This window comes from Actinokineospora lacus, assembly GCF_053813445.1.
Genome location: NZ_JBQERA010000010.1, coordinates 46,085 through 63,951 on the forward strand (window position 1 = coordinate 46,085; position 17,867 = coordinate 63,951).

General features: G+C 73.1%; 15 protein-coding genes. 8 read left to right on the top strand and 7 right to left on the bottom strand.

Features of this window, described 5'->3' with window-relative positions:
• Window positions 1-2 precede the first annotated feature (2 nt).
• From ACTG9Q_RS23690 to ACTG9Q_RS23700, 3 genes are all read right to left on the bottom strand, one after another.
• A complete protein-coding gene (locus ACTG9Q_RS23690; RefSeq protein ID WP_455575074.1) occupies window positions 3-1,340 on the bottom strand; it encodes a DUF4041 domain-containing protein in 1,338 nt (445 codons plus the stop codon).
• A 95-nt stretch (window positions 1,341-1,435) separates the two neighbouring features.
• Entirely contained in the window at window positions 1,436-2,737 is a 1,302-nt protein-coding gene (locus ACTG9Q_RS23695) for an SGNH/GDSL hydrolase family protein (RefSeq protein WP_455575075.1), read from the bottom strand.
• Window positions 2,738-2,765: 28 nt separating this feature from the next.
• Window positions 2,766-3,890 carry an endo-1,4-beta-xylanase gene (locus ACTG9Q_RS23700; protein ID WP_455575076.1) on the bottom strand — a complete coding sequence of 375 codons (1,125 nt, stop codon included), beginning with the start codon at window positions 3,888-3,890 and terminating at the stop codon, window positions 2,766-2,768.
• A 124-nt stretch (window positions 3,891-4,014) separates the two neighbouring features.
• Between ACTG9Q_RS23700 and ACTG9Q_RS23705 the strand changes: the two genes are divergently transcribed.
• The 3 genes from ACTG9Q_RS23705 (at window position 4,015) to ACTG9Q_RS23715 (ending at window position 7,069) form a co-directional block, all read left to right on the top strand.
• The gene (locus tag ACTG9Q_RS23705; RefSeq protein WP_455575077.1) at window positions 4,015-5,028 is read left to right on the top strand and encodes a LacI family DNA-binding transcriptional regulator; all 1,014 of its coding nucleotides are present in this window, start codon (window positions 4,015-4,017) and stop codon (window positions 5,026-5,028) included.
• A 92-nt stretch (window positions 5,029-5,120) separates the two neighbouring features.
• Window positions 5,121-6,392, top strand: a complete 1,272-nt coding sequence (locus tag ACTG9Q_RS23710) for an SGNH/GDSL hydrolase family protein (protein ID WP_455575078.1) — start codon at window positions 5,121-5,123, stop codon at window positions 6,390-6,392.
• 176 nt (window positions 6,393-6,568) lie between these two features.
• Complete coding sequence (locus ACTG9Q_RS23715; protein WP_455575079.1) at window positions 6,569-7,069, top strand: DUF4396 domain-containing protein; 501 nt, start codon at window positions 6,569-6,571, stop codon at window positions 7,067-7,069.
• A 44-nt stretch (window positions 7,070-7,113) separates the two neighbouring features.
• On the opposite strand, the gene ACTG9Q_RS23720 is transcribed toward ACTG9Q_RS23715, so the two are convergent.
• Window positions 7,114-7,434 (bottom strand): hypothetical protein, encoded by a 321-nt coding sequence (locus ACTG9Q_RS23720; RefSeq protein ID WP_455575080.1) that lies wholly within the window; start codon window positions 7,432-7,434, stop codon window positions 7,114-7,116.
• A gap of 134 nt (window positions 7,435-7,568) precedes the next feature.
• On the opposite strand from ACTG9Q_RS23720, the gene ACTG9Q_RS23725 reads away from it, so the two are divergent.
• On the top strand, window positions 7,569-9,038 hold the full coding sequence (locus ACTG9Q_RS23725; protein WP_455575081.1) for an alpha/beta hydrolase: 1,470 nt from the start codon (window positions 7,569-7,571) through the stop codon (window positions 9,036-9,038).
• Window positions 9,039-9,040: 2 nt separating this feature from the next.
• Here the strand turns inward: ACTG9Q_RS23725 and ACTG9Q_RS23730 are convergent, their stop codons facing one another.
• Entirely contained in the window at window positions 9,041-9,463 is a 423-nt protein-coding gene (locus ACTG9Q_RS23730; protein WP_455575082.1) for an MmcQ/YjbR family DNA-binding protein, read from the bottom strand.
• Between the two features lie 141 nt (window positions 9,464-9,604).
• Here ACTG9Q_RS23730 and ACTG9Q_RS23735 point away from each other — a divergent pair, with 141 nt between their 5' ends.
• Together ACTG9Q_RS23735 and ACTG9Q_RS23740 are read left to right on the top strand one after the other, a co-directional pair.
• On the top strand, window positions 9,605-9,910 hold the full coding sequence (locus ACTG9Q_RS23735; protein ID WP_455575083.1) for a DUF4342 domain-containing protein: 306 nt from the start codon (window positions 9,605-9,607) through the stop codon (window positions 9,908-9,910).
• A 145-nt stretch (window positions 9,911-10,055) separates the two neighbouring features.
• Window positions 10,056-10,625: a dihydrofolate reductase family protein gene (locus ACTG9Q_RS23740; RefSeq protein ID WP_455575084.1), complete on the top strand. Its 570-nt coding sequence runs from the start codon at window positions 10,056-10,058 to the stop codon at window positions 10,623-10,625.
• Here ACTG9Q_RS23740 and ACTG9Q_RS23745 read toward each other — a convergent pair.
• Window positions 10,582-13,923: a BTAD domain-containing putative transcriptional regulator gene (locus ACTG9Q_RS23745; protein ID WP_455575085.1), complete on the bottom strand. Its 3,342-nt coding sequence runs from the start codon at window positions 13,921-13,923 to the stop codon at window positions 10,582-10,584. The two genes, ACTG9Q_RS23740 and ACTG9Q_RS23745, sit on opposite strands and share 44 nt — an antisense overlap.
• Before the next feature lie 154 nt (window positions 13,924-14,077).
• Between ACTG9Q_RS23745 and ACTG9Q_RS23750 the strand changes: the two genes are divergently transcribed.
• A complete protein-coding gene (locus tag ACTG9Q_RS23750; protein WP_455575086.1) occupies window positions 14,078-14,434 on the top strand; it encodes an SSI family serine proteinase inhibitor in 357 nt (118 codons plus the stop codon).
• 201 nt (window positions 14,435-14,635) lie between these two features.
• Here ACTG9Q_RS23750 and ACTG9Q_RS23755 read toward each other — a convergent pair whose 3' ends face one another.
• Complete coding sequence (locus ACTG9Q_RS23755) at window positions 14,636-15,802, bottom strand: hypothetical protein (RefSeq protein ID WP_455575087.1); 1,167 nt, start codon at window positions 15,800-15,802, stop codon at window positions 14,636-14,638.
• 192 nt (window positions 15,803-15,994) lie between these two features.
• On the opposite strand from ACTG9Q_RS23755, the gene ACTG9Q_RS23760 reads away from it, so the two are divergent.
• The gene (locus tag ACTG9Q_RS23760; RefSeq protein WP_455575088.1) at window positions 15,995-17,785 is read left to right on the top strand and encodes a hypothetical protein; all 1,791 of its coding nucleotides are present in this window, start codon (window positions 15,995-15,997) and stop codon (window positions 17,783-17,785) included.
• The last annotated feature ends 82 nt before the right edge of the window (window positions 17,786-17,867 follow it).

Sequence of the window (17,867 nt, forward strand, 5' to 3'; positions counted from 1 at the left end):
GCTCACTCCCCGCCGTCGTCGGAGAGGTCGCCGTCGCCGCCCGCGTCGGTGTGGGCGCCGACCGCCGCGTGGTCGCGGCGGCGCGGGTCCGACGCCCGCCACTCGACGGCCTCGGCCGTGTCGTTGTACTCCACGACGTGGTCGTCGCCGAGGTCCACGAGGAGGTCGCGGACCTCGGCGGGGGTGGCGTAGAAGAACTCGCGGCGCGCGTTGACCAGGTTCACCCGCTTGTGGCTGAGCCGCTGGTGCAGCGCGGTCTCCAGCGCGACCGCGTCCTCGGAGAAGAACAGCGCGTGGGTGTCGAACCGGAACGGCACCGAGGCGTCGCCGAGCTCGCGGACGCGGTCCATCGGCTCCAGCCTGCGGGTCATGCCGATCTTGACCATGTCGGGGCCGAACGCGCCGACGTTGGAGATCACGTAGACGTAGCCCGCGCGGACGTTGGCGGCACGCCGCTCGACGCCCGCGATGGCGTCGTCGACCGAGGCGAGCTGCTCGTGGGCGCGGGCGAGGCCGTCGAGGTCGCCCTTGGCCTCCAGCTTGGCGACGACCGTGGCGTAGTGCGCGCGCTCCTTGACCAGGCGCGCCCGTTCGCGCTCGATCTCCTTCATGACCTTGGCCTCCTCGCGCAGCCGCTCGCGCTCGGCGCGGGCCTGGTCGCGCTCGGCCTCGACCTTCACCAGGTAGTCGGCCGTCAGGTCGATCTCGTGCAGGCGCAGCCGGTGGTAGTCCCGGGAGATGGCGATGCCCATCAGCGTCCCGAGCTTGCCGATGGTCTCCCTGGTCGTGCTGAGCCGCTCCTTCACCGCCTCCCGCGTGTGGGGCTTGACCCCGCGCACGGCGTTGTCGGCCTCGGCGTTGTAGGCGCGCAGCATCAGCTTGGCCATGTCCCGGCCCAGCTTCTGGCCCTCCTTGACCGACCCGTTCACCGCCCAGTCGACCTGGCAGCTCACCGCGTCGCCCCGGACGGCCTCCTTGATCCGCTTCTTGAGCACGGCCACCGCCTCCTTGTAGGCCATGGCGTCATCGAGGGGATGGGCGTACTCGTACACCCCCGCCTCCTGGAGCAGGGCCAGCTCGCGGGTCTCCACCAGCTGCGACCGGACCGCGGCCAGCTCCGCCTGGGCCTGCCTGCACCGCGTGCTCAGCCGCGTGTACTCGCCCCGGGACTGCTCCACCGCCGCCCGCAGCTCGCGCAGCTCCGCCTCCCGGGCGGCGGTCTCCGCGCCCCGCAGCTGCCCGACCCACCCCCGCAGCTCCGCGACCGTCGCCTGCGCCGCGGCCAGCTCCTGCCTGGCCGCGGCGACCTCCGCGTTCTCTCGGTTGCCGAACAGCGCCACGCCGCGTCCTCCTGAGCCCGGGAAAGCGGGCCGTGATCAACACCCACGGCCATGACTCCCCATCGCCGGGGCTCGGCGCGCGTTACACCGGCGTGTCAGTCGAGGCCGAAGCGGGGCGGGTGGGGGCGGGGGTGGAACAGGTGGGCGGGGATGGCGTCGGCGATGGCCTGGTAGCCCGCCGGGTTGAGGTGCAGGTGGTCGCCGTCGTCGTAGGCGGGGAGCAGGGCGCGCGGATCGCGCGGGTCGCGGACGGCCCGGTCCAGGTCGAGCACGGCGTCGAAGCGGCCGCTCGTGCGAATCCAGGCGTTGACCCGCTGCCGGGCGGCTTCCCGTTCCGGGGTGTCGTAGCCGGTGTTGCCGCCGAAGGGGAGCAGGGTCGCGCCGTAGACGGGGATGCCGTGGGCGTGCGCGCGGATGATCATTTGGTCGTAGGCGGCGACCAGGTCGTCGGCCACCCGCTTCTGCGCGGCCTCGGTCGACTCGGCCGTGCCGATGTCGTTGACGCCCTCGAACACGACCAGCCACGCCACCGCGCTCTGGGTGAGCACGTCGCGGTCGAAGCGGGCCAGGGCGTTGGGGCCGAGGCCGTCGTTGAGGACGCGGTTGCCGCCCGCCGCCTGGTTGAGGACCGCGACGTCCGCGGTGGCGGGGTGCGCCCGCAGGCGGGCGGCGAGGCGGTCGGGCCAGCGGTCGTTGCCGTTGGTGGTGGAGCCGCGGCCGTCGGTCAGCGAGTCGCCGAGCACCGCCACCGCCGCCGTGCCCGGCCTCGACCACACCTCGACACCGCTGACGAAGTACCAGTGGTTGGTGGGAGTGGCCCCGGCGAGGTCGTTGTCGCTGACGTGGTTGCCGGACAGCAGGTACGACGTGGTGCGGGAGCCGGGGTGCGAGGTGACCAGGTTGGACGCCTGCCCGTCGGCCAGGTACATCGTGACCGCCAGGTTCGCCCGCGCGCCCAGCGGGAAGTCCAGCGGGTCGGAGACCACCTGTGCGCCGACCGGCACCACGGTGGACGGCCTGCCGTGGAACGTCACCGGGCGCGAGGTCCCCGGCTGGATCGCGCTGACGCCCGCCGCGCCGCCCAGCGGCGTGGCCACCGACACCGCGGTGATCGGCAGCGCCGTCCCGCCGAAGGCGTTGGAGAAGCGCAGCCGCACCGTGTGGCCGCCGATGGAGGTGTGCACGGTCTGGCGCAGCGTCGTGTCGGCCATGACCAGCCCGTCCTGGGTGAACGGGTCGGGCGGCAGGTTGTGCGGCTCGGTCAGCTGGGGCATGGCCGTCCAGGTGTTCACCCAGTGCGGGTGCCCCGGTTGCGGCCCGGTGCGCGCGGCCACGGGCGAGGTGGCGACGGCGGCCGCCGCCAGTGTGATGACGAGGATCGACGTCGCTCTGCTCATGACCGCGCGCTCCTGGGGGTCTCGGGGTTTACCGGGGTGCGGCGGCCAGCGTGGAGCGCAGGGCGTGGTAGGCGGGCTTGCGGGTCAGGTCGTCCCACATGATGTTCGCCGCGCCCTCGCCCTCGAAGAACACCGGCACCCAGGAGTACTTGTCGGTGAAGCCCCAGATGGTGAACGAGTCACAGCCGCTGACGTTCAGGCACGCGGTGAGCGTGCGCTGGTAGTACTCGGCCTGCTTGGTGAGCTGCTCGGCGGTCGGCACCCCGCTCGCGGGCAGGTCCATGCGCACGTCCAGCTCGGTGATCGCGGTGGCGAGGCCGAGGTCGGCGAAGCGCCGCAGGTTGGCCTCCAGGTCGCCGGGGAAGCCGTAGCGGGTGCTCAGGTGGGCTTGGGCGGAGAAGCCGTGCACCGGCACGCCCTGGGCGAGCAGGTCCTGGACGAGCGCGTAGTAGGCGTCGCTCTTGGGGTTGTCGCTCTCGACGTTGTAGTCGTTGAAGAACAGCAGCGCCCTCGGGTCGGCCTGGTGCGCCCAGCGGAACGCGTCGGCGACGATGCCCGGGCCCAGCTCGCGAATCCAGATGTTGTCCTGGGTGCGCAGGGCGCCGGTGTCGTCGAAGATCTCGTTGGCGACGTCCCACTGCTGGATCTTGCCCCTGTAGCGGCCGACCACCGTCATGATGTGCTCGCGCAGGATGGCGCGCAGCTCCTCGGCGCTGTAGTCGCCCTCCGCCAGCCAGGCCGGGTTCTGGCTGTGCCAGAGCAGCGTGTGCCCGCGGACGGCTTGGCGGTTGCGCTGGGCGAACTTGACGATGGCGTCGGCGGCGCCGAAGTTGTAGCGGTCGGCCTCGGGGTGGATGTACTCCCACTTCATCTGGTTCTCGGGGGAGACCGAGTTGAACTCCCGGGCGAGCGCCGCGCGGTAGGGCTGGTCGGAGGTGAACGGGTCGGGGTAGGGCTGGTCCTCGTGGTGCCCGCCGCCCGCGACCGCGGTGCCGATGTGGAAGCCCTTGGGCGCCACCCACCGCAGCGTGTCCTTCTTCGCGTGGCCGGGGGGCTGGTGGCCGACGGGCGCCGCCGTGGCGGACGGGAGCACGAGCGGCGCGGCCAGCGCTGTCGCGGCGAGTGCGGTGATGACAAGGCGGAGCGGCTTCATCGCGGTCTCCTGCATTCGGAAATTCGAGCGATACTTTTTCGGAATATTCCGGAATATGATGCTGCCGGACGGTAGATTGCGCGCTGTGCGACCGTCAAGCCCCTGACGGCCAGGAGGAGGAACCGTGGCCCAGCGCCCGACCGTCACCATTTCGGCCATCGCCGCGGCGGCGGGCGTGTCGTCGCCGACGGTGTCGCGCGTGCTCAACGGGCGCGGCGACGTCGCCCCGGCCACCAGGGAACGCGTCGAGAACCTGCTGCGCGACCACGGCTACCGCCGCCGCGGCGCCCCGGCCGCCGAGCGCGTCGGCCTGCTCGACCTCGTCTTCAACGACCTCGACAGCCCGTGGTCGGTGGAGATCCTGCGCGGGGTGGAGGACGCCGCGCACGCCGCGGGCAGCGGCACGGTGGTCTCGGCGATCCACCGGCGCGCCAACTCGACCCGCCAGTGGCTGGACAACCTGCGCTCCCGCGCCAGCGACGGCGCGATCCTGGTGACCACCGACCTGGACTCGGCCCTGCACGCCGAACTGCGGGAACTGCACGTGCCCGCCGTCGTCATCGATCCGGCAGGCGTGCCCGACCTCGCCGTGCCCACGATCGGCTGCACGAACTGGGCGGGCGGGCTCAGCGCCACCGAGCACCTCATCCGCCTCGGCCACCGCCGCGTCGGGCTGGTCGCGGGCCGCCCCGAGCTGTGGTGCAGCCGCGCGCGCCTGGACGGCTACCGGGCGGGGCTGGAGACCGCGGGCCTCACCCTCGACCCCGCGCTCGTCGTCCAGGGGGAGTTCGACTACGAGTCCGGTTTCCGCGCCGGGGAACGGCTCTTCGAGCTGCCCGACCCGCCCACGGCGGTCTTCGCCTGCAGCGACCAGATGGCGCTGGGGGTGTACGAGGCGCTGCGGCGGCGCGGCCTGCGGGTGCCGCAGGAGGTCAGCGTGGTCGGGTTTGACGACCTGCCCGAGTCGCGCTGGTCGTCGCCGCCGCTGACGACGGTCCGCCAGCCGATGGTCGAGATGGGCAAGCTCGCCGTGCGCACCGTGCACCGGCTCGTGCGGGGTGAACCGCTCGACAGCCCGAGGGTCGAACTGGCGACGGAACTCGTCATCCGGGACAGCACGGCGCCGGTCGGGCGTTGACAGCTCGGGCGTTGACAGCGGAACTCCGCGCTGCCTAGCCTTCCGGAATCTTCCGGAACACTGTGGGTGTCCCGGCGGTCGAGGAGGCACCGATGCCACAGCCCCGCCCGTACCGACGTCTCGCGCCGCTCCTGGCCGCCGTGCTGCTCCTGCTCACCGGGTGGACGGCGGCGGGCGCCGCCCCCAGCGGCCCCCCGGCGAGCTGGGTCGGCACCTGGGCGAGCGTGCCGACGAGCACGCCCGCGACCGGGACGCGGGAGCTGCGCGACCAGACCATCCGCCAGGTCGTCCACACCAGCATCGCGGGCGACCGGCTGCGCCTGCGGCTGACCAACGAGTTCGGCGACCGCCCGCTGCGCATCGGCGAGGTGCGCGTCGCCCGCCGCGCGGGCCCGACCGGGACCGACATCGATCCCGCCACGGACCGCGCGGTCACCTTCGGCGGCCAGGCGTCGGTGGCGATCCCCGCGGGCGCGCCCGCGGTCAGCGACCCGGTCGCCCTGGCCCTGCCCGCGCGCGCCGACCTCGTCGTGAGCGTCCACCTGCCGCTGGCCACCCCGGTCACGACCGTGCACGGCTTCGCCTACCAGGAGAACGTGCTGGCCTCGGGCAACGTCACCGGCGCCCGGTCGGTCCCGGCGACCGAGACGATCACCCAGTGGTACTTCCTCTCCGGCGTCAGCGTCGAGACCCGCCACCCGCGCGCCCGGGCCGTCGTCGCGCTGGGCGACTCCATCACCAACGGCTTCGAGTCCGCGGTGAACGCCAACCACCGCTGGCCGGACCTGCTGGCCCGGCGCCTGCGCACCACCGGCGTCCTCAACTCCGGCGTCGCGGGCAACCGCCTCCTGCACGACCCGAACCCGCCCGCGGGCCACCCCGCCGAAGGCTACGCCGCGTACTTCGGCCACAGCGCCCTGCGCCGGTTCGACCGCGACGTGCTGGCCCAGCCCGGCGTCGGCCACGTCATCGTCCTGCTCGGCGTGAACGACCTCGGCCACCCCGGCACCTCGGCCCCGCTGTCGGAGGCCGTCACCGCCCAGGACCTCATCGGCGCCCACCGCCAGCTCATCGCCCGCGCGCACCAGGCGGGCCTGCGGATCTACGGCGGCACCATCCTGCCGTTCAAGAACGACACGCTCGGCTTCCACAGCCCGGAGAACGAGGCCAAGCGTCAGGCCGTCAACGACTGGGTCCGGACCAGCGGCGAGTACGACGCCGTCCTCGACTTCGACGCCGCCCTGCGCGACCCGGCCGACCCGCTGAGCCTGCGCCCCGCCTACGACAGCGGCGACCACCTGCACCCCAACGACGCCGGGATGGCCGCGATCGCCGCCACGGTCCCCTCGCACCTGTTCCGCTGACGCCCGCCTCCCCGGTGCCCCTATACCCCCTTGCGGTATAGGGGCACCGGTGCTAACTTCGCCGCTGTTGATACCCCCCCTAGGTATCGAGCGGTGAGGTGTCCCGGCGGAACGGACCGCCGGTGGCCGCCGCTCGGACGTAGGGTGGATCGGAGCAGGTCAAGGAGGGTTCACCCATGTCCGGCCCGCACGACCACGACCCGGCGCGCCCCGCCGCCGAGCACGGCCACCCCGCGCCCAAGGCCACGTGGGCGGTGGCGGCCTCGGCCACGCTGCACTGCCTCACCGGCTGCGCCATCGGCGAAGTCCTCGGCATGGTCATCGGCACGGCCCTCGGGTGGGGCACCGTGGCGACCATCGTGCTGGCCGTCGCGCTGGCCTTCCTGTTCGGCTACGCCCTGACCATGCGCGGCGTCCTGCGCGCCGGGGTGGCGTTCAAGCAGGCGCTCAAGGTCGCCCTGGCCGCGGACACCGTCTCCATCACCGTCATGGAGGTCGTCGACAACGGCGTCATGGTCGCCGTCCCCGGCGCGATGGACGCCGGGCTGGCCAGTTGGCTGTTCTGGGGCGCGCTCGCCTTCGCCTTCGCGGTGGCGTTCGTGGTCACCTGGCCGGTCAACAAGTGGCTCATCGGCCGCGGCACCGGCCACGCCGTCGTCCACGCCTACCACCACTGACCCGCGGCGCCCTGGGCCGCTTCGGTGAGCTGCCCGCCGCGCGGTCACGTCAGGACGGCGACCGCGCGCGCGGCGAGCGCGTCCAGCACGTCCGCCCGCGCGGCCGGGACGCTGATCTCCAGCGTCAGGCCGTCGCCGGTGACGCGCAGGTCGAAGGTGAAGAAGCTGCAGCAGTCCGTCTCCCGGACGGCCAGGCCGGTCACCTGGGCGGCCACTTCCCTGGCGAGGACCAGCCGCAGGGTGGTCGGCCCGCTGCGCAGGACCCCGCGCAGGCCGGTGGCGAACAGCCCGTCGAACTCCGCCTCCCGCAGCGGGCGCTCGACGGTGGGCAGGGTGCAGGACTGGGGCGCCCATTCGGTGCTCATGGTCGACGGTAACCCCCCGGGTGCCCCGCAGGCCGTCCCCGGCCGATTGACTGATCAGTCGCCTCGTCGAGCTCCACGCCATGTCAGCGGGGACATACTCGAACCCAGGATGATCCATCCACGGGGGAGGACCGATGACACACGGAACCGGCCTGCGCGTCGCGCTGGCCGCTGTGCTGATCGCGGGGAGCGGGGTGGCGGGCGCGGGGACGGCGGCGGCCGAGCCCGCGCTCGACTGGCGGCCGTGCCAGGAGAACACCGAGGTCGAGTGCGCCGGGCTGACCGTGCCGATCGACTGGGCCAGGCCGTCGACGGGCACCATCGAGGTCGCCGTGGCGCGACGGCGGGCGACCGAGCCGGACGCCCGGATCGGGACGCTGGTGTACCTGCCGGGCGGCCCCGGCGGGTCCGGCGTCTCCGCGCTGGTGGGCACCGGCGTCCTGACCCCCGAGATCGCCCGGCGCTTCGACGTCGTCAGCCTCGACCCGCGGGGGACCAACCGCAGCCACCCGGTGCTGTGCTCGGCGGACCTGGTCGCCGCGGGCCCGAACGTCATCCCGGACACGGGCGCGCGGCTGGCCGAGGTGGTCGACCACAACAGGCGCCTCGGGCAGGACTGCCGCGCGCACACCGGCCCCCTGATCGACCACGTCGACACCGCGAGCGTCGCGCGGGACATGGACGCGCTGCGGGCCGCGCTGGGGGAGCGGCAGCTGAGCCTGTACGGGATCTCCTACGGCACCCTGACCGGCCAGATGTACGCCGAAAGGTTCCCGCGCCGCGTGCGCGCCATGGTGCTGGACAGCGTGTTCGACCACAGCCTGTCCACCCGCCGGTTCCTGTCGTCGGAGGCGCGCGCCGCCGAGGACTCCTTCGGCGAGTTCATCGCCTGGTGCGAGCGGGAGCGGTCGTGCGCCCTGCACGGCCAGGACGTCGGCGCGGTCTTCGGGCGGCTGTACGAGAAGTCGCTCCGGGGCGAGCTGCACGTGCCCGGCGACCCCGCCACCCCGCTGGCCCCCATGGACCTGATCATGGCCTCGGTCGGCCGCCTCTACGGGCCGCACTGGGCGGCGCTGGCCGAGCTGCTGAACGCGCTGGCCGAGCAGGGGGCGACGACGGCCCAGGCCGCGCCGGACCTGGTCGAGTTCCCGATCGCCATGTTCTGCGCCGATCACCGCTTCGAGTTCTCCGCGCAGCGCGAGTGGGTCAAGGCGTGGCGCTCGATGAACCGGACCGCGCCCACCATCCGCGGGCACTTCTCCTGGCCCCTGGTCTCGACCTGCGTGGGCTGGCCCGCGCGGACGGGCAACCCGCAGCACCGCACCGACATCGACGGCGGCCCGCCGGTCCTGCTGATGAACTCCCGGTACGACCCCGCCACCCCGCACGAGTGGGCCACGGGTGTCGCCCGCCAGATCGACAACAGCGTCCTGCTCACCTATGACGGCTGGGGCCACCGCGTCTACGACCGCGGTGAGTGCACCCTTGGCGCCTTCCACCGCTACCTGATCGAGGGCACGACACCCGCCCGCGGCACCCACTGCGCCGCGGTCCTGCCGGTCCAGACCGCCGAGAAGAGCCAGTCGCCGATGACGGGTTGGTAGCCCTACTTCTCCCCTCGCGCGGCGAGCCAGGTCCGGGCTCGCCGTGCGGAGGTCTGGGAGAGCCAGGCGTCATGGACCACCTCGGTCAGCTCGTCGACGGTGAGCTCGCCGATCCGGCTCTCCCGCAGCAGCACCGAGCGGTGCCCGTCGAAGTGCGCCGTGGTGAAGAACGGCGAGGACTCGTCCTGGACCAGGGCCTGCTTGTCGTGCTCGGAGGCCACCCAGAACACGATCACGTCCGGGTAGCGCTCCCCGGACCCCGGGTCCACGGCGTCGGGCCGGGGATCGCGGAAGAAGACGAACGACTTGCCGCCGACCTGGTAGACGGCCTTGCCGTTCGCGGCGTGCTCCACCTTGACGTGCGGCATGCCCTGGGCGAGCCGGTGCACGTCCTCCACGCGCGCCCGGCGCGGTCTCGCGGCCATGGGCGGGGAGTCTAGGGGGCACGCCACTGGGCAGCGGCCCAGGCCGGAATCAGGGCTGACCCCCGGGGAAACCCCGATGCCCGTGACCGCGCGGGCGGGCAGCATGGTGGAGGTAAGGGGATCAGCTGCAGAGGAGAACCGATGAACGAGTCCGACAACCCCCGCGTCGACCCTGAGGCCCAGTCGCCCACCCAGACCATGGTCAACGCGGTGCGGGGCCTGCTCCAGGAGGGCATCAACCGCCGTGTCGTCGTCCGCGACAGCCAGGGTGGCCTGGTCATGGACGCCCCGCTCGCGGTCGGGGTCGTGGCCGCCCTCGCCGCCCCGGTGGCGACCGCCATCGGCACCGGCGTGGCACTGGTCGGCAAGTGCGGCATCAGCCTGGAGAACCGCGCCGCGCCCGCCACCGCCCCCGTGCCGGTCGTCGACCCGGAGACCGCGGTTTAACCCTGGGGAGCGCACGACCGGGCAGGCGACCCGGTCGTGCGGGCTTTTGGTGCGCGACGCCGAGCTGAAGTGGAGCTGAAGGGGATCGTAAGGCGCTCCCGGCAGCATTGGGGATGTCAACGAGAGAGCACGGAGGAGATCCCCAATGCGGAAAGTCATCGCTTCGGTCAACATGTCGCTCGACGGTGTGGTCGACCACATGGAGGAGTGGCACTTCCAGTACTTCGACGACGGCGCGGGCGAGTTCGCCAAGAACCAGCTCTTCGCCAGCGACGCGCTGCTGATGGGACGGCAGACCTATGAGGGGTTCGCCGAGGCGTGGCCGCACATGGAGGCGGAGACCGGCGAGTTCGGCGTCCGGATGAACAGCCTGCCGCACTACGTGGTCTCCTCCACCCTGGAGAAGGCCGACTGGGGCGACACGACGATCATCAGGGGCGACGTCGTCGCCGAGGTGGCCAAGCTCAAGGAGCGGCCCGGCCAGGACATCCTGATGTACGGCTACGGCCCGCTCGCGCACGAGCTGCTGCGCAACGGCCTGCTCGACGAGGTCCGCGTCTGGCTGCACCCCATCCTCGCCGGGCACGGGCAGTCCGACAGCCTGCTGTTCCGCGACGGCAGCAAGGTGCCCCTGGAACTCGCCGAGACCACCCAGCTCGCCTCCGGGGTGATCATCCTGTGCTACCGCCCGGTGACAGAGCAGCCCGCAGGCTGACGGCGCCCGCTTCACCGCCGTGGTCGAACTCGGCGGTGAAGCGCTCCCCGGCCAGGCCCGCCCGCACCAGCGCGGTGACCCGCTCGACCTCGTCGCGCTCGCCGGGCGCCTGCGGCAGGCCACTCGCCGTGCGCCACGCCGCCGCCGCGCCGAGCATCCCGGCGGCCTCGGCGTGCCGCCCGGCCACGGCCAGCGCGGCGGCGACGCCCTCGGCGGCGAAGGCGCCGTCCCGGGTGTCGCCCCAGCGCTGCGCGAGGTCGAAGGCCTCAAGGTGCAGGTCGAGGGCCGTCCCGGCGTCCCCGCGCAGCTCGGCGGCGAACCCCAGCTCGACCAGCACCATCGGCAGGTACAGCGCGGTGGAGTCCTCGCCTTGGCGCCTGGCCGACTCGACCAGGTTGCCCAGGTGGGTCACGGCGAGGTCGAGCTTCCCGGCCCGCCGGGCGGCGAAGCCCAGCACCATCTCGGCGAAGACCTGGTTGGCCTGGGAGTCCTGCTCGACGGCCAGGCGCATCGCCTGCTCGCACAGCTCCCACGCCCGCGGGTAGTCGCCCAGCTGGAGGGCGATCCAGCCGAGCCAGCTCAGGCGCCCGGCGACCTCCGGCCACAGCTCAAGCTCCTCGGCCAGCCGCAGCCCGTCGCGGTGCAGCCGGGTGGCGCGCTCGTGGTCACCGGTCATCTCGGCGTGCCCGGCGAGCCACTCGGTCGCCTGCAGCACTCCCCACCGGTCGCCGAGCGCCTGGAACAGCGCGGCGGCGCGCGTGCCGTCGCGCTCCAGCGCCGCGGTGTCGGCCCTGATGTGGGCCAGCTTCGCCCTGGTGGTCAGCGCCGCGGCCGTCCCCCACCGGTCGCCGATGCGCTCGAAGGTGTCCAGCAGCCCGCTGACCTGCCGCTCGGCGACCTCCACGTCGCCGAGGTCGGTCTCGGCGTAGACCAGGAGCCACTTCGCCCTGGCCGCCGCGCTCGCGTCGGCGATGGCGTCGCACCCGTCCAGCGCGGCCTGCCTGCGCGCCGCCCAGCCCGCGGAGTCGCCCTGCAGCAGCGCGATCGCCGCCTGCCAGGCGACGGCGCGGGCGCGGGCATCAGCGCCACCACCAGCATCACCAGCGCCACCGACACCAGCACCATCAGCGCCACCGACACCAGCGCGACCAGCACCACCGACACCAGCGCGACCAGCACCAGCAGCACCACTGGCGTCGGCAGCATCGGCAGCGTCGGCGGCCAGTGCCGCGGTCAGCGACCGGCGGGCCTCGCCCAGCCTGCCGCGCAGGAACCAGTACCAGGTCAGCGCGTTCACCAGGCGCAGCGCGCGGTCCGCCGCGCCGCCGGAGAGCGCGCGGGCGAGGGTGGCGTGCAGGTTGGCGGACTCGGCGTCCAGCCGCCGCAGCCACTGCTGCTGGGCGTCGCCGCGCAGGAGCGGCTCGGCGCGGGCGGCGAGGTCGGTGTAGTGCTCGCCGTGCCGGGCGAGCACGTCCTCAAGTTCACCGGTCTCGCGCAGGCGGTCGTGGCAGTAGGCCGCGACGGATTCCAGCAGCCGGAAGCGCGGGCCGTCCGCGTGGTCGGCCATCACCACCAGCGACCGGTCGACCAGGCGGGCGAGCAGGTCCACCAGGTCGTCGGCGGGGACGTCAGCGCCCGCGCAGGTGGCCTCGGCGGCCTCCAGGGAGCACCCGCCGCTGTGCACGGCCAGCCTGCGCAGCACGGCCTGCTCGGGCCCGCCGAGCAGCTGCCAGCTCCAGTCGATCACCGCGGCCAGCGTCTGCTGCCGGGCGGGCGCGCCCCGGTGGCCCGCGGTCAGCAGCCGGAACCGGTCGTCGAGCCGGTTCACCAGTCCGTGCACGCCGAGCGCCCGCACGCGGGTGGCGGCGAGTTCCAGTGCCAGGGGTATCCCGTCGAGCCGGGCGCACAGCTGGACCACGGCGTCGCGGTTGCCGGGGTTGAGGGTGAAGTGGCGGGCCGCCGCGGTGGCCCTGGCGACGAACAGCTGGACCGCGCCGTAGCGCAGCGGGTCGGTGCTGTCCGTGGGGTCGGGCACGTCCAGCGGGGCCACGTGCCACACCACCTCGCCCGGGATGTCCAGCGGCTCGCGGCTGGTGGCCAGGACCCGCAGGCCCGGCGCGGCGCGCAGCAGCTTCTCGGCCAGCGCCGCGACCGGCTCGACCAGGTGCTCGCAGTTGTCCAGCACCAGCACGGCCTGCCGGGTGGACAGCACGGCCGCCAGCTTGTCGGGCGCGGGGGCCGGGTCGCCGCCGCGGACCTCCAGCACGGCCAGCACCTCGTCGGCGACGTCGTGCCCCGCGTCCCGGCCGATCGCGGCGAGCTCGACCAGCCACACGCCGTCGGGCGCCTCGGGCACCAGCCGCGCCGCGGTCTCCAGGGCCAGGCGGGTCTTCCCCACCCCGCCGGGGCCGGTGAGCGTCACCAGGCGGGCGGTGTTCATCAGCGACCGCAGCTCGGCCACCGCCCCATCGCGGCCGATCAGCTCGCTGAGCGCGGCGGGCAGGTTGGTGCGCGGCCGCTCGGCGACGGCCGCGGTTCGCCGCCCGGGGTCCAAGGCGGCGCCCTGTTCGAGGATGGCCTGCTGCAGGGCCACCAGCTCGGGGCCGGGTTCCAGGCCCATCTCCTCGGCCAGCCGGGCGCGCAGGTCGGCGTAGCTGTCCAGCGCCTCGCTCTGCCTGCCCGCCCGGTACAGCGTCCGGATGTGGATGGCCCGCAGCCGCTCGCGCAGCGGGTACTGAGCGACCAGGTCGCCGAGCTCACCCGCGAGCAGGCTGTGCTCGCCGAGGTCCAGCCGGGCCTCGGCGTGCAGTTCGTGGACGGCCAGGCGCTGTTCGTCCAGCCTGGTGATCGCGGTCCTGGCGAACTCGTCGTCGGCGAAGTCGGCGAGGGCGGGCCCGCGCCACAGCGCCAGCGCGTCGGCCAGCAGTCCGGTCCTGGCGCGCGGGTCGGCGGCCTGCTCGGCGCGGGCGGCGAGCGCGGCGAAGCGCCAGGCGTCGACCGCCTCGGCGTCGACCCGCAGCAGGTAGCCCGCGGGGGAGGACACCACCAGGTCGCGGCCGCCCGGCTCGGCGTCCTCCAGCGCCTTGCGCAGTTGCGACACCCGCACCTGGAGCGCGCCCGCGGGGTTGGCCGGGAGGTCGGCGCCCCAGAGGTCCTCGACCAGGCGGTCGGTGGAGACCGGGCGGCCCTCGTGCACGACGAGGTCGGCCAGCAGGGCCCTGACCTTCAGACCAGGCACCGTGACGGTCTTGCCCGCACTGGTCCGGACCGTCAGCGGTCCCAGCACGCCGAATCGCATGTGGACCAACGTAGTCGACCGCGGCCTCCCCGGGTCGGCGTGATCTCCGTTCCGACATTCGAGTGATCATCTCGCCGAGAGGGTTATCCAGTGCCAGGAGTGGCAGCTCTTACGCATGGACCGAACACGGAAACTGTCAGCGTCCTTGTTCGCTATGAGCCTGCTCGCCGTCCCGTTCATCGGGTTGGGCACCGCTTCGGCGGAACCCGGGGAGACCGAGCTGGTCTTGGCCGTCTACCAGGGCGGAACCGTGGAGACGGCCCGGTTGGGCTGCTCACCGGCCGAGGGCGAGCACGACCGCGCGAACCAGGCGTGCGCCCAGATCGCCGCCGCCGATGGCGACTTCGCCCGGCTGTCCGGCGAGTCCGACCAGCAGGTGTGCACCTTCATCTACGACCCGGTCACCGTGGCCGCTTTCGGCACGTGGCGAGGCGAACCGGTGCGGTACACCCAGGAATTCCCCAACCGCTGCGTGATGGAGAGCGAAACGGGAGCCGTCTTCGAATTCTGACCTGTCCGCCCTGAAGTCCGATATGTGAAACCCCATCCCTGAACCCAATCCACCGAGTCCCGACGGTGAACGTCCCGTCGGGACTCGGTGCACCATCAGGGTTTCAGACGGTTCGCGGCGGCTTGGCGCGCATCCACTCAAGGCCGTCGGCACTTTTCAGCGCAGGGACTTTCAGCGCGGGGACTTTCAGCGCGGGGACTTTCAACGCAGGGACGGTGAGGGTGCGCGCCAGAGGGTGCCCTCACCGGGCCCGCTGAGCAGGTACACATCCCCGCCCGCGCTCGTGATCGCGGTGGGCGCTCCCTCGGGCCCGGTCACCTCGCGCGCCGTCCACGCGCCCTCGCGCCACAGCAGCAGCCGGACGCGGCCTTCCTCGGCGACGGCGACGGCGACGGCCAGGCCGCCGTCGACGCGCAGCGGCGCGGCCACCCGCTGCCGGTCGTCGACCGGGACGGGCGGCACCCCGCCGACGGGGGTCCACTGCCCGCCCGCGAGCTGCCAGACGGCGAGCGTGCCGTCCACCTGGCCGGTGACCGCGCAGGTGGAATCCCAGCAGCTCACCCCGTCGGCGGTGGCGTCCGTCCCGCTGTGGGGGAGGACCGTCTTGGTCCAGTCGGCCGCACCCGCCGCCGACCGCCAGACGACCGGGGCCTGGCCGCTGGGCCCGTCCCCGGACTGCACCTGCCACCCAGCGATGAGCACGCCCCCGCCGAACGCCGCCGCCGTCATCGGGAAGCCGATCTGCTCCCGGCTGCTCTCCAGCGCCGTCCCCGCCGAGGACCGCCGGGTCGCCAGGTTGGCGGCGTCCATCGTCCACACCGCCACGTCCAGCGCGGCGCGGGCGCTCTCCCAGGCGCCGACCACGACCGGGCCCGCCGGGGTCAGCACCCCGCCGATCAGGTCGCCCGCGCCGTAGCCGCCGAAGACGCTGAACCCCTGCCGGTGCTCGGACACGCCCGTCCCGGAGCCGGTCCACACGCTCCACCGGACGTTGCCGTGCGCGCCACCGCGTTCCCCGCCCACGGCGAGGACGCGCTCGCCGTCCCCGGCCACCGAGGTCCACCTGGCGATCCGCCCGTACGGGGTGGCGGGCGTCAGCGGGATCTCCGCGAGCCCGCCGTCCGCGGCGAGCCGGATCAGCCCGGGGAGCACGGCCCGGTCCGCCCAGCGCACCCCGACCAGCAGCCCGCCGCCGTCGCCGCCCACCGCGGTCGGTGTCGCGCCCGGTGGCAGGTCGACCCTGGTGAACGCCAGCGCGTCGTCCCGCGCGCTCCCACATGCCGAGGCGAGCACCATCAGTGCCGCCGCTGCCAGTGCCCGACCCCGCCGCATGGCGCCCAGTATCCACCAGCCCGCCGGGTCGATCACGGGTATTACCTGGTCAGTCCTGGTGCGAGCGAATGGGGGGTGGTGCTGGGACGACTGGTGGAGTACAAAACACCCACTCACGTTTGTCACCCGTTGGCAGAAAGCAGGTCGATGAAGATCGCACCCCAACACGCCCGCCGTGAGAGCGGTTACACGCGTCGGAGAAGGATTTACGGACTCGGTCTCGCGGTCGTGGCCGCCGCCGCGGTGGCCACGCCGGTCGCGGCTGACCAGGACGCGCCCGGCGAGGTGGACCTCGGAGCGAACGTCACGGTCTTCGACCCGGGCATGCCGGTCGCCGAGATCCAGGCGACCCTCGACGCGGCCCACGCCGCCCGGGTCGACGACGAGATGGGCACCGCGCGCCACTCCTACCTGTTCAAGCCGGGGCGCTACGGCACCGCCGAGGAGCCGCTGCAGATCAAGGTCGGCTACTACACCGAGATCGCGGGCCTGGGTGCCTCGCCCACCGACGTCGTCATCAACGGCAAGGTCGAGGTCTACAACCGCTGCCTGACCGAGGGCGGCACCGCCAACTGCCTGGCCCTGGTGAACTTCTGGCGCACCCTGGCCAACCTGACGATCAACATCGACGCCAAGGGCCAGGACGGCTGCCGGGGCGCGGCGAACTTCTGGGCCGTGTCCCAGGCCGTCTCGATGCGGCGCCTCAACGTCACCGGCGGCACCGTGTCGCTGATGGACTACTGCACCGCCGGTCCGCAGTACGCCAGCGGCGGGTTCATCGCCGACTCCCGCCTGCCCTCGGTGACCAACGGGTCGCAGCAGCAGTGGCTCACCCGCGACAGCGAAGTGTCGAGCTGGTCCAACGCGGTGTGGAACCAGGTCTTCTCCGGCGTGGTCGGCGCCCCGGACGACGCGACCTTCCCGGACCCGCCCTACACCACCCTGGCGCGCACCCCGCTGAGCCGGGAGAAGCCGTACCTGTTCCTCGACGGCGACCGCTACGCCGTGCGCGTGCCGTCCGCGGCGCGCAACACCAGCGGCGTCACCTGGGCCGACGGCATGACCCCCGGCCGCACCGTCGCGCTGTCGGACTTCTTCGTCGCCACCCCGGCCAGCTCGGTGCGCGAGATCAACACCCAGCTCGCCAGGGGCCGGAACCTGCTGCTCACCCCCGGCGTGTACGACATCGCGCGCAGCATCGAGGTCAAGCGCGCGGGAACCGTGGTCCTGGGCCTCGGGCACGCCACCCTGACCGCGGTCGACGGCGCCGTCCCGCTCGACGTCGCCGACGTGCCCGGCGTGGTCATCGCGGGCGTCAGCATCGACGCCGGTCTCGAGCTGTCGCCGGTCCTGCTGCGGGTCGGCAAGCCCAACGGCAAGCGCCCCAGCGACCCGCGCGACCCGACCACGCTCTCGGACGTCTACTTCCGCGTCGGCGGGCCGCACGTCGGCAAGGCCGACACCGCGCTGGAAGTCAACAGCGACAACGTGCTCATCGACCACACCTGGGTGTGGCGCGGCGACCACGGCGTCGAGGGCTTCACCGACACCGAGCGCTGGAACACCAACACCGGGCGCAACGGCGTCGTCGTCAACGGCGACAACGTGACCGCGACCGGCCTGTTCGTCGAGCACTTCCAGGAGTACAACACCATCTGGAACGGCGAGAACGGCACCACGGTCCTCTACCAGAACGAGCTGCCCTACGACCCGCCGACGCAGGCCGACTGGATGAACGGCGACGTCGAGGGCTGGGCGGGCTACAAGGTCGGCGACCACGTGCGGACCCACACCCTGCACGGCGGCGGCGTCTACGTGTTCAACCAGAACAACCCGGACATCCACACCGAGAACGGGTTCGAGGTGCCCGAGCGCCCGGGGATCAGGCTGCGCCACATCATGACCGTCAACCTCAGCGCCGGGACGATCGACCACGTCGTCAACGGCGTCGGCGGCGCGTCCGACTCCACCAACGTCGGCGCCCCGGTCTACATCACCGAATACCCGGTTCCCCAATAGAACCAGCCCAGTAAGACCAGCCCAGTAGAACCAGTCCAGCGCACCACCAGCGGTGCCCGTGCTCGTCCGGATGGTGCCCGAC